Below are 13,342 nucleotides of genomic sequence, written 5' to 3' on the forward strand. Positions count from 1 at the left end.
GGATCAACCGGGGAACGGTACGGCCTGCAGCAGCGCTGCAACCACGTCGTCGGCGCGCTTCTGTTCGGCTTCGGCGGCGAAGGACAACAGCAGGCGATGGCGCATGACCGGTGCGGCCAGCGCCTGTACGTCCTCGCGGGTGGCGGCGAAACGGCCCTGCAGCAGTGCGCGGGCCTTGGCTGCCAGCACCAGTGACTGCCCGGCACGCGGGCCGGCGCCCCACTTCACCCACTGGTTGATGGCCGCCGGCGCACCGTCGCCGGGGCGGCTGGCGCGTACCAGGCGGGTGATCCAGGCCAGCACGTCGGGGCTCACGTGTACCTGGCGCACGGCCGCCTGCAGGGCGATCACCGCCTCGGCATCCATCACCTTCGGCACCGCTGCGCTGGCGCCGCCGGTGGTCTGTTCCAGGATCTGCCGTTCCTCGTCTTCGCTGGGGTAATCCACCAGCACGTGCAGCAGGAAGCGGTCCAGCTGTGCTTCGGGCAGCGGGTAGGTGCCGGCCTGCTCGATCGGGTTCTGCGTGGCCAGCACGAAGAACGGCGCGGGCAGTGCATAGGTCGTTCCCGCGTAGCTGACCGTGCGTTCCTGCATGGCTTCCAGCAGCGCCGCCTGGGTCTTGGGCGGGGTGCGGTTGAGTTCGTCGGCCAGCAGCAGGTTCGTGAAGATCGGGCCCTGCTGGAAGCGGAAATGACGATGGCCGGTGCCGTGGTCTTCCTCCAGCAGTTCGGTGCCGAGGATGTCGCTGGGCATCAGGTCGGGGGTGAACTGCACGCGCCGGAACTGCAGTTCCAGCGCCTGCCCCAGCGAGCGCACCAGCAGGGTCTTGCCCAACCCGGGCGCGCCTTCCAGCAGGCAGTGGCCGCCGGCCAGCAGGCCGATCAGCAGCTGCTCGACCACCGCGCTCTGGCCCACCACGGCCTGGGCCAGGGCATCGCGCAGCGCATGCAGGCGCGGCAGCAGGGAATCGAGGTCGGGCTGGGTCATGGCGGTGTTCCGATCAGTTGTTCAGTGCGTACATCACGATGTTGACGCCGAAGCGGGTGTTGTCTTCGGCCAGGAAGCGCTTGTTGCGCCAGTCGTAGTCCCACTCGCAGCCGTAATCCTTGTTGCTGTAGAGCACGCCCAGGCGGCCATCGACCTCGATGCCCTTCAGGTAGTCGTGCACCAGGTCGTCGCCCCAGCCGTTCAGTTCGAAGCTGGTGGCGGGTGGGCCTTCGGGGAAACGGAAGAAACTGCGGTACAGCGCGTGGCTGTTGGGCAGCTTCTGCAGTGCCTTCGGCCCGAACAGGCGCGCCATCTGCGCTTCGAACGAGGTGGCGAACAGGCCATCGATGTCATGGTTGCAGTCATCGACGAAGACGAAGCCGCCGTTGCGCACGTAGCGCACGAAGTTCTGCCGTTCGGCAGCGTTGAACTCCACCAGGGTGTGGCCGGCCAGGTAGCAGAAGGGGGCTTCCAGCATGCGTGGATCGGCCAGGGCCACCACGTGCTCCTGCGGGTCCACGCGCAACGAGGTGTAGTCGATCAACGAGGTGATGAGGTTGGACGGCATGCGCGCGTCCACGTCCCAATCGCCGGAATCGTACTGCAGGCGGGTGAACCAGAAGTCGTAGCGGGAACTGCGCGGGCCCGCCTGCGCCCACGCTGGCAGCGCCGCCGCTGAAGCGGCAGCGGCCAACCAGCGCAGGCAGGCCCGGCGATCCATCAGACCGCGTCGGACAACGAGGTGAAGGTGAAATCGCGCAGCTTCATCGGCGGGATCATCATCACGAAGCTGGATTCATCACCGGCCACGCGCACCGGCTTGCCCAGCTCTTCGATGTTGTTGAGCATGATCACCGGCGATTCGTTGAAGCGGAAATTCTTCACCGGGTGCTTGATCTGGCCGTTCTCGATGTAGAAGGTGCCGTCGCGGGTGAGGCCGGTCAGCAGCACGGTCTGCGGGTCGACCATGCGGATGTACCAGGTGCGGGTGACCAGGATGCCCTTCTGGGTGCCGCGCACCAGCTCGGCGGTGCTCTTCTCGCCACCGCTCATCAGCAGGTTGCCCGGCGTGGCCTTGGCGGTCTTGCCCTGCTTCTGCGCCCAGAAGCGCGAGTAGTCCAGGTTGGCTACCTTGCCGTTCTCGATGATGGCCATGCGCTCGCGCGGCATGCCTTCCCCATCCCACGGCAGCACCGGCGCTTCCGGGTGCCAGGGGTCGGCGTACATGCTCACGCGCGGGTCGTACACCTGCTCGCCCAGCTTGTTGCCGCCGCCCTTCTTCGACAGGAAGCTGCGGCCTTCGTCGGCCGAGCGGGCGCTGAAGAAGTTCATCATGAAGCTGATCAGGCCCGCCGCCGCTGCCGGCTCCAGGATGACCGTGTACTTGCCCGGTTCCAGCGCCTTGGCCTCGGCCGATTCGGTGGCCTTGCGCATGGCGATGCGGATGTCCTGCTCGGCCTTGAAGTCGGCGGCGTCCTTCAGGTTGCGGCCGACCCAGCCCGAACCGCGGCCGTCTTCGGTGCGCACGGTGCAGGTGTAGTCGAAGCTGGTGGTGCGCTGGTAGCCGAAGTTGCCATTGCTGTTGGCCGTGGCATAGAAGCCCTGGCCATCTTCCAGGAAGCCAGCGGCGATCAGGCCGTTGCCACGGCACGGGGCGATCGAATCGGCCGCGACCTTGGCCCGGAAGGCCGGGTCGATGGCCGCGGTGGATTCGCTGAAGGTCGGGCTGGGGCGGTAGCTCTGCTTGCCGATGGCCGGCATGAATTCCGGGTTTTCCGGGGCCAGGCGGGCCAGGTCTTCGGCGCGGCGCACCACGCGTTCCAGCGCGGCATCGTCGAACTCGTTGATCGAGGCGGTACCCACGCGCTTGCCGAAGGCCACGGTGACGGCCAGTTCGGTGTTGTCGACAATGCCGCTGGTGGACACGTTGTTCAGCGCGAAACGGATGTTGCCGTTGAGCGAACCGACCAGTACGGCGCTGCACTCATCGGCCTTGGACAGGGCGATGACCTTGTCGAGGATGGCCTTGGCCTGGGCTTCGGTGAAGATACTCATGGTGTAAGGGCTCCTGACCGGTCAGCCGAGGCTGCGTGCGGTGTTGATGACGTTGATGCCGTTGAAGCGCGCGGTGGACGAACCGTGCGAGACCGCCGAAACCTGGCCTGGCTGGCCCTTGCCGTCGAAGAACGACCCGCCCAGGCGGTAGTCGCGCTCGTCGGCCACGGCGGTGCAGGCGTTCCAGAACTCCGGCGTGCGGATCTGGTAGGCCACGTCTTCCAGCATGCGGGTGATCTGCCCGTTCTTGATCTCGTAGAACAACTGGCCACCGAACTGCGCGTTGTAGCGCTGCTGGTCGATCGAGAACGAACCGTCACCGATGATGTAGATGCCGTTCTCCACGTCCTTGATCATGTCGGCCACGCTGAGCGGGGTCTTGCCCGGTGCCATCGACACGTTGGCCATGCGCTGGAACTGCACGCTGGACCAGGAATCGGCATAGCAGCAGCCGTCCGATTCGGTCTTGCCCAGGATATGGGCCTGGTCGCGGATGGTCTGGTAGTCCACCAGCTTGCCGTTGCTGATCAGGTCCCAGCGCTTGCACTTCACGCCTTCATCGTCATAGGCAACCGCGCCCAGGCTGCCCGGCTGGGTCTTGTCGGCGAAGATGTTCACCTGCTCGCTGCCGTACTGGAAGTGCTGTTCGCGCTTGTCCAGGGTGGCGAAGCTGGTGCCGGCGTAGTTGGCTTCGTAGCCAAGCACGCGGTCCAGTTCCAGCGGGTGGCCGATCGATTCGTGGATGGTCAGCCAGGTGTGCGACGGGTCGAGGACCAGGTCGTACTTGCCGGGCTTCACCGACGGCGCCTTCAGTTTCTCCTGCGCCTGCCTGGCGGCCGCGATGGCGTCTTCCTTCATGTCGTAGGACGAACCGTAGTTCACCACCCCGTTGGGGGTGAGCACCTTGCCGGCAGCGGCGCCGTCCAGGTACTCGTAGCCCAGGCCCATCGGCGCGGACAGGCCTTCGCGGGTGCGGAACTTGCCGCTGGCCTTGTCGATGGCGGTCACTGTCATCGGCGCCCAGATGCGGTGTACGTCCTGGTCGATGTAGGAACCATCGGTGGAGGCGAAGTACTTCTGTTCGTTCACCAGGAACAGCATCGAATTGACGAAGCTGGCACCGGCGCCCATCGCCGCGGCATTGACGTCCAGCAGCAGGTCGACCTTTTCCTTGATCGGCACCTCCATGGCGTTCTTGCGGATCGGCGTCCTCCAGCTCACCTCGCCCACGCCCGGTGCCTTGGCCAGCTGCACCGGTGCGGTCTGCACGCCGGCGTTGGCCTTGGCAATGGCGGCGGCCTGCTGCGCGGCGCGGGCCACGTCGGCGGTGCCCAGCGCATTGGTGGCGGCAAAGCCCCAGGCACCGTTGACGATCACGCGGATGCCCACGCCGGTGGACTCGGTGTTCACCACGTTCTGCACCTTGTCTTCGCGGGTGATCACGAACTGCCGCAGGTAGCGGCCGATGCGCACGTCGCAGTAGGTGGCGCCGGCGCTGCGCGCGGCCTGCAGGGCGGCGTCGGCCAGGCGCTTCTTCAGCGCCGGGTCCAGGCTGGACTGCAGCTGCTCGGCGGCAATGGCCTTGCCGAAGAACGAGGGCACGATCAGGCCACCCGCGGTAAGCCCGGTCAGGGCCAGGAAGTCACGTCTTTGCAAGGCTGCTCTCCACGTCGAAGGATGGGAAGACTCAGGCGCCGAGACTGCGCGCGGTGTTGATGATGTTGATGCCGTTGAAGCGGGTGGTGGACGATCCGTGCGAGACCGCCGAGACCTGGCCGGGCTGGCCCTTGCCATCGAAGAACGAACCGCCCAGGCGGAAATCCCGTTCATCGCAGATGGCGGTGCAGGCATTCCAGAACTCCGGCGTGCGGATCTGGTAGGCCGCGTCCTCGACCATGCCGGTGATCTTTCCGTTCTTGATCTGGTAGTACAGCTGGCCACCAAACTGCGCGTTGTAGCGCTGCTGGTCGATGGAGTAGGAGCCGCGGCCGTGGATCCAGATGCCGTTCTCCACGTCCTTGATCATGTCCTCCACGCTGAGCGCTGCCTTGCCCGGTGCCAGCGAGACGTTGGCCATGCGCTGGAACTGCACGCTGGACCACGAATCGGCATAGCTGCAGCCGTGCGAGGCCTCGCGGCCGAGGATGTGGGCCTCGTCACGCGTGGCCTGGTAATCGATCAGCACGCCGTCGCGCACCAGGTCCCAGCGCTGGGTCTTCACCCCTTCGTCGTCGTAGCCGACAGCGCCCAGGCTGCCCGGCTGGGTCTTGTCGGCGAAGAAGGTGACGATGTCGCTGCCCCAGCGGAAGCCGGCATCGCGCTTGTCCAGCGTGGCGAAGCTGGTGCCGGCGTAGTTGGCCTCGTAGCCCAGCACGCGGTCCAGTTCCAGCGGGTGGCCGACGTTTTCGTGGATGGTCAGGAACAGGTTGGACGGGTCCAGCACCAGGTCGTACTTGCCGGGCTTGACCGAGGGCGCCTTCAGCTTCTCGCGCGCGTGGCGGGCGGCGGCAATGGCGTCCTCGACCGGGTCATAGGAATCGCGGTAAGCGGTGATGCCGCCGGGCAGCTGCACCTTGCCGCGTGCATCGCCATCGAGGAATTCGTAGCCCATGCCCATCGGCGAGGACAGGCCGGCACGGGTGCGGAACTTGCCGCTGGCCTTGTCGATGGCGGTGGCGGTGAAGGGCAGCCAGATGCGGTGGATGTCCTGGTCGATGAACGAGCCGTCGCTGGAGGCGAAGTACTTCTGCTCGTTGACCAGGAACAGGGTGGAGTTGATGAAGTCGGCGCCGGCATCCAGCGCGGCGCTGTTGAGCGCCAGCAGCAGTTCCACCTTGTCCTGGATCGGTACGGCCATGGCGTTCCTGCGCACCGGCGTCTGCCAGCGCACGTCGCCCACGGCCGGGGTGGGAGCCAGTTGCACGGGGCGGGTCTGGATGGTCGCGTTGGCGCGGGCGATGGCGGCCGCCTGTTCGACGGCCCCGCGCACGGCGGCCTCGGTCTGCTGGTGGGTGGCTGCGAAGCCCCAGGCGCCATTGACGATCACCCGCACGCCCACGCCGGACGACTCCCGGTTGGTCACGTTGCCGACCTGGTGCTCGCGGGTGATGACCGACTGGTTGAGGTAGCGGCCGATGCGCACGTCGCAGTAGCTGGCCTTGGCCGTGCGGGCGGCGGACAGGGCCACCTCGGCCAAGCGCCTGCGCTGGGCGGTATCAACCGGGGCCAGCAGCTGCTCGGCCGCGATCAGCCGCGAATGCGGCAGCACCAGGCCCGCCAGGCCCAGACCGGAAAATGCCAGGAACTCACGTCGTTGCACAGCGTCTCTCTCTCACTTCCGTGCGGCTGGCAACGGGCCAGGCCGATCACGTCAACTCTCCGACTTTCGCCAGCGCGGGGCATGGCGGCAAGTGACTGCAGTCATGGGTGGGGAGGGTTTGGGCAGGGCTTGCAGCCCTGCACTGCTCAATGCAACGGCAACGGCCAAAGCCAGAGCCAGAGCCAGAGCCAGAGCCAGAGCGGCATTCGTGGGTGGGCGGGGCGGTGTCGGATTGCGGGGACGCCGTGAATCCGTCCATGGAGGCTTGGCAGCCGCATCCATGCGGCTGACACCCCGCAATCCGACACCGCCCCGCCTCTGACAGTTCCCCGCGGCTGTTGGTAGGTGTCGACCTTGGTCGACACAATCTGTCAGATATCGATACATAAAAATGGGGTCAGATCCGTTTTCCTTCGGAAAACGGATCTGACCCCCAGAGCTGTCCTGACAGAACGCAGCCAACTGTCGAAGGCGGGGTGGGTCCAGTTGAGGGGGCGTGAGCCGCATGGATGCGGCGACCGAGCTTACATGGGTGAGGGCGCTTTGCTTGCGAGGCACTGCTTCGCAAGCGCCCGAACGCACAGCCGCCAGCGGCTGGGCCGGGCCCCGGAGGGGGACTTGCAGCGTCCCCCTCAACCGGACCCACCCCGCCAACCCAAGGAATGCAGGCTGTTGCTGTTGCTGTTGCGTTGAGCAGGTGCAGGGCTGCAAGCCCTGCCCAACAATCCCCCCTCGTGCACAATGGGCCGACTCCGCTTGGACCCCGCCCTGATGTCGAGCAAGCCGTATTCAGAAGCCTGCGAACGCAACCGCGAACCGATCGCCGCGGCGCTCGACCCGTGGATGGGCGACCGCCACCGGGTGCTGGAGATCGGCAGTGGTACGGGCCAGCATGCCGCGTTCTTCGCCGAGCGCTGGCCGTGGCTGCGCTGGCAGCCGAGCGATCACCCCGACCATCTGCCGGGCATCGAGGCCTGGCGCGCCGAGGCCGCGTTGCTGAACCTGCTGCCGCCGCTGGCGCTGCAGGTGGAACTGCCGCCTGCGCCGGGTCTGGCACTGCCCGTAGGTAGCACCTTCGACGCCGCCTTCAGCGCCAACACGTTGCACATCATGGGCTGGGAGCATGTGCAGGCGCTGTTTGCCGCCCTGCCGCCGCTGCTGCGCCACGGCGCGTTGCTTGCGGCGTACGGCCCGTTCAATTACGGCGGCCGCTACACCAGCGACAGCAATGCGCAGTTCGATGCTTGGCTGAAGGCGCGCGACCCGCGCAGCGGCATCCGCGATGTGGAAGCCGTGCAGGCGCTGGCCGCGGACAACGGCTTCACCCGCCTGCGCGACGTGGCCATGCCGGCCAACAACCGACTGCTGCTGTGGCGGTTGGGGTGATCAGCTAGCGGATTGTTCGAATTGCCGCAGGCAGCGCTGGCAGCTTGCACTGATACCGTCCACCATACGTTCCAGAACCGGGTGGTGCATGCCCTCTGCCTGCAGCCCCGCGAGCAATGCCCGGGCGATGCCGGGCAGCTGTGTTGCCATGTCGAACAGGCCCGACAGTGATTTCTGCGGGTCCAGCTTCATTCCATCAGCGGTGGCCTCCCAATCCGCCAAGCGGACATCCCACCAGCGGTAATGACTGCCGATCTTCATGGCCATCTTGATCTTGCGTTGCTGCACATGTGCATAGGGCAGTGCACTTGAGATGTCATACAGCGGGGCAAGGCGAACGTTTCCTTGTGCGCCGATCAGCAGCGAATAGTTCTTGGCATGCGCGTCAGTGCCGCCAATGAGATAGTTGAACTGCAGTGCCTGCAGCAGTCTTTCGACATCCGCTCTCGGCTTGCTGGAATGTTCCCAAAGCACGCGCGCCAGATCGGCCGGCCCCGGTCCGCCCTGATTCTGGTACTTGATGTGTGGCATGACACCCAGCGCCTGGCAGAAGTCTTCCTGGTGAACGCGTTGCCAACCCTGCGCTGTTCGTACGCGGTCGAAGCGCGTCACCGCAATGGCCTGTGCATCCTCCAAGCACATCATTTCAGTGGACGCAGCCGACATGCCGAGTTGACTGGCCAGGCGCAGACAGAAGACCTCGTTCTCCACGAATCCGTCGTAGTCGCCACTGGGGGGTTTGAGGATATGCGTGGTGGGGATGCGACCGGCCGGAATTGCCCAACCTCCATCGTCGCGCTGCATCAGGGCGATCTTGGGTTGCGCCCCGGCCAGGCTGAACTGGCCGACATCGTCGGGTTGCCGCGCTGCAATCTGGTCCACTCGGATCCGCTGAAGGCGCTGGGCGACCTCATGGAGGGACAGCGGCTCCTGCCGATCGTCCTCACCGGCAAGTACGGCGGCGAGCCGTTCGCCTCGTACGAACTGGACCGCGCCGGCACAGTCTTCACCGACATGTGACAGCAACGCGACCGGGTTGCGGGACGAAACATGGAACCGGGAAGCCCATCGCTGCAGAAGGGCCTCGTTGTCGGGCAGCAGCCCCCACAGGACCGCAGAGAGCGTGGCAGCGGGCGCGCTGTTCTCTGTCAATGGAAGTGCAAGTGACAAGGGATAGGCGCCCGGCGTCTGGCGCCAACTGTCTGCATACCGGAATGTCGGATGGCCATGTGCATCCTGTCCCAGGTATCCAGCCAGTCTGTTGGAAAGGAGTACGTTGAGGTCCATGCGGGAGGCACGATGTCCGGGAGGAAGGGGCTGTCAGACGGCCTTGTGGGGCTTTCTACGCCCCAACGTCATGGCAGTCGCGCGGTGCTCATCCGGGCGCAGCCCGTTGCCATCCACGATAGTGTCGATATCAGGCAGTTCCAGAGGCATTTCCGACGATGCAGCGGAGGAGGCCATTCCCTCGACAGTGCCCGTAGCCAGTATCAGGCCGAGGACGTTGAGCGTCCGCAGCACCAGTTGCAGCTCCACCCGCGGCTTGCCCTTCTCCATTTCGATGACCCATTGCCGACTGACGCCTACGCGTTCGGCCAACTGGGCCTGATCCCAACGGAGTGCTTTGCGACGCTGGCGGATGACCAAGCCCAGGTCTCGGGACGTTCGCAGGATGTCCATAGGTGGAATGTATGCGCTCGGCAACATTTAATCAAAAGTCGCCGTTCGATAACATTTCAAGAATGTCATTGAACGGCGACAATTTCTGAAATGTCGACGTTCGCTGGCATTGCTCGCCAGCGCCTCCGGCTCTAGATCCCTCCGGGCAGTCGGCCAAGGGCCGGTAGGGCCCTGCTGCCGGTTACGCCACCTGCACGATATGCAGCGCCTTCGGGTTGCGCCACTGCGCCAGCAGCGCCGCTTCCCGCGCCTTGGCCTGCGCGAAATGGGCTTCCTTGACGTGGCCGAAGCCGCGGATGTGCTCGGGCACGCTGGCAATCTCCACCGCCAGCGACAGGCGGTCGTCCTCCAGCCCCTCCAGCAGCATCTGCACCGTCGCCTCGTAATCCGCAATCAGCTGGCGTTCCATGCGGCGCTCTTCGGTGCGGCCGAACACATCGAAGCGGCCGCCACGCAGGAACTTCAGCCTGGCCAGCAGGCCGAAGGCCTTGAACATCCACGGGCCGTATTCCTTCTTCAGCAGGCGGCCCTGTTCGTCCTTCTTGGCGAACAACGGCGGCGCCAGGTGGAAGCGCAGCTGGTAGTCGCCCTCGAACTGCTGCTGCAGGCGGCGCTGGAAATCGCCGCTGGTATACAGGCGCGCCACTTCGTACTCGTCCTTGTAGGCCATCAGCTTGAACAGGTAGCGGGCCACGGTTTCGGTCAGCGCGGTGGAGCCGCCGATGCGCTCACCTTCGGCCGCGCGCACGCGTGCCACCAGCTCGCGGTAGCGCGCGGCATAGGCCGCATCCTGGTAGTCGACCAGGAACGCGGCACGGCGTTCGATCATTTCATCCAGCGAACGCGACAGGCGCGCATCGTCCAGCGGCAGGAACGCGACGTCGCCACCGTGCGAGGGCAGGCCACGCAGTTCGCGTTCGTCGCCGGTGTTGCGCGGCGCGGCGGTGGCGCCCCATTCGTTGCCTTCCCATTCGCCCGGCGGCAGCGGGTGCAGCGGGCCGGGCGTGGCTTCGGTGTCGGTGTGGCGGTTGCGCACTAGGCCGGCAGCCTGCTGCACGGCCTGCGGGTCGACCGCGGCCAGGCGGCCCCAAGCGAAGGCCTGCTGGTTCATCGCCACGGCGGCGCCATTCAGTTCGATGGCACGCATCAGCGAATCGAACGACAGCGGCACCAGGCCCTGCTGCCAGGCGTAGCCCAGGATGAACAGGTTGGCGGCGATCGCATCGCCCAGCAGCGCGGTGGCCAACTGGGTGGCATCCAGCAGCAGCGGCTTCTGGCCGCCCAGCGCCACGCGCACGCCGGCGATGATGTCGGCGGCCGGGAACTGCATGTCCGGGCGGGTGGTGAAGGTGCCCGGCATCGCTTCGTAGGTGTTCAATACCACCTGCGAGCGGCCGGCGCGCACCTTCGACAGCGCCCAGTAGTCATTCACCACCACCATGTCGCAGCCCAGCACCAGGTCGGCCTCGCCGGCGGCAATGCGCACGGCGTGGATATCGTCCGGGCGCCGCGCGATGCGGATATGCGTGGTCACCGCGCCGCCCTTCTGCGCCAGGCCGGTCTGGTCCAGCACCGAAGCACCCTTGCCTTCCAGGTGGCCGGCCATGCCCAGCAGCGCGCCGATGGTCACCACGCCGGTGCCGCCCACGCCGGTGATCAGGATGTTCCAGGGCTGTTCCAGCGTGCCGCGCACGGTCGGCGCCGGCAGGTTGTCCAGCAGCGTGGAGGCATCGCGCTTGCTGCCCTTGCGCGGCTGGCCACCGTGCACGGTCACGAAGCTGGGGCAGAAGCCGTTCACGCACGAATAGTCCTTGTTGCAGTTGGACTGGTCGATTTCGCGCTTGCGCCCGAACTCGGTGTCCTTCGGCAGCACCGACACGCAGAAGCTCTTCTTGCCGCAGTCGCCGCAGCCTTCGCAGACCAGCGAATTGATCAGCACCCGCTTCTGCGGATCTTCCAGCTTGCCGCGCTTGCGGCGGCGGCGCTTCTCGGTGGCGCAGGTCTGTTCGTAGATCAGGATCGAAACGCCCTTCACCTCGCGCAGGCGCTTCTGCACCGCGTCCAGTTCACTGCGGTCGTGGAACTCCACATCGCTGGGGAAATGCTCGCGCTGGCCGGTCCACTTGCCGATGTTGTCCGACAGCACCACGATGGTGTGGATGCCTTCGGCGCGCATCTGCCGGGCGATGTCGGGCACGCTCAGCGGGCCGTCCACCGGCTGGCCGCCGGTCATGGCCACCGCATCGTTGTAGAGGATCTTGTAGGTGATGTTCACCCCGGCGGCCACTGCCTGGCGGATCGCCAGCGAGCCGCTGTGGAAGTAGGTGCCATCGCCCAAGTTCTGGAACACGTGCGGGGTATCGGTGAACGGCGCCTGCCCGGCCCAGGTCACGCCTTCGCCGCCCATGTGGGTGAAGGTGTCGGTGCTGCGGTCCATCCAGGTCACCATGTAATGGCAACCGATGCCGGCCAGCGCACGCGAGCCTTCCGGCACGGTGGTGGAGGTGTTGTGCGGGCAGCCCGAGCAGTAGTGCGGCACGCGCGGGAAGCTGGCGCGCGGCAACGCAAGCTCGGCTTCCTTTTCCTGCATCCACTGCAGGCGCTGCTCGATCGATTCGTTGTTGAAGAACTTCTGGATGCGGCGACCGATCACGCCGGCGATGGTCGCCGGGGTCAGTTCGCCGGTGGACGGCAGGATCCACTCGCCGCTCTCGTCGTACTTGCCGACGATGGACGGGCGCTGGCCCCAGCTGGCCGGCCAGTTGAAGAACTGCTCCTTCATCTGTCGCTCGATGAAGGCACGCTTCTCCTCCACCACGATGATGTCTTCCAGGCCCTGTGCGAAGCGCGCGATGCCTTCCGGCTCCAGCGGCCAGGTCATGCCGACCTTGTACACCCGGATGCCGATGTCGGCGCAGGCCGCTTCGTCCAGGCCCAGGTATTCCAGCGCCTGCAGCACGTCCAGGTAGCTCTTGCCGGTGGTGACGATGCCCAGCCGCGCGCGCGGTGCGTCCATCACCACCTTGTCGATGCCGTTGGCGCGGGCAAAGGCCTGCGCGGCCTTCACCGCATAGCGGTGCAGGCGCATCTCTTGGTCCAGCGGCGGGTCTGGCCAGCGGATGTTGAGTCCGCCGCTGGGCATGTCGAAGTCTTCGGGCAGCACGATGCGCCGGGCCAGCGGATCAACCTCCACCGAGGCCGAGGATTCCACCGTCTCGGCGATGGTCTTGAAGCCCACCCAGCGCCCGGTATAGCGGCTCATGGCCCAGCCGAGCAGGCCCATGTCCAGGATGTCCTGCACGCCCGCCGGGTTCAGCACCGGCATCATCGCGCTGACGAACTCGTCCTCGCTGCCATGCGGCAGGGTCGAGCTGCGGCAGGCATGGTCATCGGCAGCCAGCGCCAGCACGCCACCATGGCGGGAGGTGCCGGCGGCGTTGGCGTGCTTGAAGACGTCACCGCAGCGGTCCACGCCCGGCCCCTTGCCGTACCACATGCCGAACACGCCCTGCACGTTGGCGCCGGGGAACAGGTTGGTCTGCTGCGTGCCCCAGACCATGGTGGCGCCCAGATCTTCGTTCAGGCCGGGGGTGAACTTCACCTTGGCCGCTTCCAGGTGCTTGCGTGCGCGCCACAGTTCCAGGTCGAAGCCGCCCAGCGGGCTGCCGCGGTAGCCACTGACGAAGCCGGCGCTGTCGATGCCTTCGGCGGCATCGCGCAGGCGCTGCATCAGCGGCAGCCGCACCAGCGCCTGCACGCCACTCAGGTAGATCCGCCCCTCGTTGCGGGTGTACTTGTGGTCGAGCGTGTAATCACGGTCGATCAGGTCGGCGGAAGAGGGCGAAGTGAGTTGCGCGGTACTGGTCATGGCTGGCCCGGTGAGGATCGGCTGGCACCGGCCCTGCGCGGGGCAGG

9 protein-coding genes are annotated in these 13,342 nt (G+C 66.2%); 1 reads left to right on the forward strand and 8 read right to left on the reverse strand.

The window, feature by feature from the left end; translation table 11 throughout:
• Window positions 1–3: 3 nt before the first annotated feature.
• Genes C1932_RS00530 through C1932_RS00550 form a run of 5 tightly spaced genes read right to left on the reverse strand, consistent with a single transcriptional unit; the run spans window position 4 to window position 6,361 of the window.
• Window positions 4–987, reverse strand: a complete 984-nt coding sequence (locus C1932_RS00530; RefSeq protein ID WP_108760857.1) for a MoxR family ATPase — start codon at window positions 985–987, stop codon at window positions 4–6.
• 13 nt (window positions 988–1,000) lie between these two features.
• Window positions 1,001–1,708: a DUF4159 domain-containing protein gene (locus C1932_RS00535; protein WP_108760858.1), complete on the reverse strand. Its 708-nt coding sequence runs from the start codon at window positions 1,706–1,708 to the stop codon at window positions 1,001–1,003.
• Window positions 1,708–3,042, reverse strand: a complete 1,335-nt coding sequence (locus tag C1932_RS00540; protein WP_108760859.1) for a TldD/PmbA family protein — start codon at window positions 3,040–3,042, stop codon at window positions 1,708–1,710. Before C1932_RS00540 ends, C1932_RS00535 begins: the two co-directional genes overlap by 1 nt.
• A 21-nt stretch (window positions 3,043–3,063) precedes the next feature.
• Entirely contained in the window at window positions 3,064–4,698 is a 1,635-nt protein-coding gene (locus C1932_RS00545; RefSeq protein WP_108760860.1) for a TldD/PmbA family protein, read from the reverse strand.
• A 31-nt stretch (window positions 4,699–4,729) separates the two neighbouring features.
• A complete protein-coding gene (locus tag C1932_RS00550) occupies window positions 4,730–6,361 on the reverse strand; it encodes a TldD/PmbA family protein (protein ID WP_199911993.1) in 1,632 nt (543 codons plus the stop codon).
• A gap of 771 nt (window positions 6,362–7,132) precedes the next feature.
• Here C1932_RS00550 and C1932_RS00555 point away from each other — a divergent pair.
• Entirely contained in the window at window positions 7,133–7,747 is a 615-nt protein-coding gene (locus C1932_RS00555; protein WP_108763303.1) for a DUF938 domain-containing protein, read from the forward strand.
• On the opposite strand, the gene C1932_RS00560 is transcribed toward C1932_RS00555, so the two are convergent.
• The 3 genes from C1932_RS00560 to C1932_RS00570 all read right to left on the reverse strand — a co-directional run bounded on the left by C1932_RS00560 (window position 7,748) and on the right by C1932_RS00570 (window position 13,295).
• Entirely contained in the window at window positions 7,748–9,034 is a 1,287-nt protein-coding gene (locus C1932_RS00560; protein ID WP_108760861.1) for a type II toxin-antitoxin system HipA family toxin, read from the reverse strand.
• A gap of 33 nt (window positions 9,035–9,067) precedes the next feature.
• Window positions 9,068–9,427: a helix-turn-helix transcriptional regulator gene (locus C1932_RS00565; RefSeq protein WP_070488755.1), complete on the reverse strand. Its 360-nt coding sequence runs from the start codon at window positions 9,425–9,427 to the stop codon at window positions 9,068–9,070.
• Between the two features lie 181 nt (window positions 9,428–9,608).
• Window positions 9,609–13,295: an indolepyruvate ferredoxin oxidoreductase family protein gene (locus C1932_RS00570; protein WP_108760862.1), complete on the reverse strand. Its 3,687-nt coding sequence runs from the start codon at window positions 13,293–13,295 to the stop codon at window positions 9,609–9,611.
• Between the last annotated feature and the right edge of the window lie 47 nt (window positions 13,296–13,342).

This window comes from Stenotrophomonas sp. YAU14D1_LEIMI4_1, from assembly GCF_003086815.1.
Taxonomy (GTDB): domain Bacteria; phylum Pseudomonadota; class Gammaproteobacteria; order Xanthomonadales; family Xanthomonadaceae; genus Stenotrophomonas.

Bases quoted from the DNA above. Each gene is read 5' to 3' on its own strand.
- C1932_RS00530 (WP_108760857.1), bottom strand. From the start codon at position 987: ATGACCCAGCCCGACCTCGATTCCCTGCTGCCGCGCCTGCATGCGCTG.
- C1932_RS00535 (WP_108760858.1), bottom strand. From the start codon at position 1,708: ATGGATCGCCGGGCCTGCCTGCGCTGGTTGGCCGCTGCCGCTTCAGCG.
- C1932_RS00540 (WP_108760859.1), bottom strand. From the start codon at position 3,042: ATGAGTATCTTCACCGAAGCCCAGGCCAAGGCCATCCTCGACAAGGTC.
- C1932_RS00555 (WP_108763303.1), top strand. From the start codon at position 7,133: ATGTCGAGCAAGCCGTATTCAGAAGCCTGCGAACGCAACCGCGAACCG.
- C1932_RS00560 (WP_108760861.1), bottom strand. From the start codon at position 9,034: ATGGACCTCAACGTACTCCTTTCCAACAGACTGGCTGGATACCTGGGA.
- C1932_RS00565 (WP_070488755.1), bottom strand. From the start codon at position 9,427: ATGGACATCCTGCGAACGTCCCGAGACCTGGGCTTGGTCATCCGCCAG.
- C1932_RS00570 (WP_108760862.1), bottom strand. From the start codon at position 13,295: ATGACCAGTACCGCGCAACTCACTTCGCCCTCTTCCGCCGACCTGATC.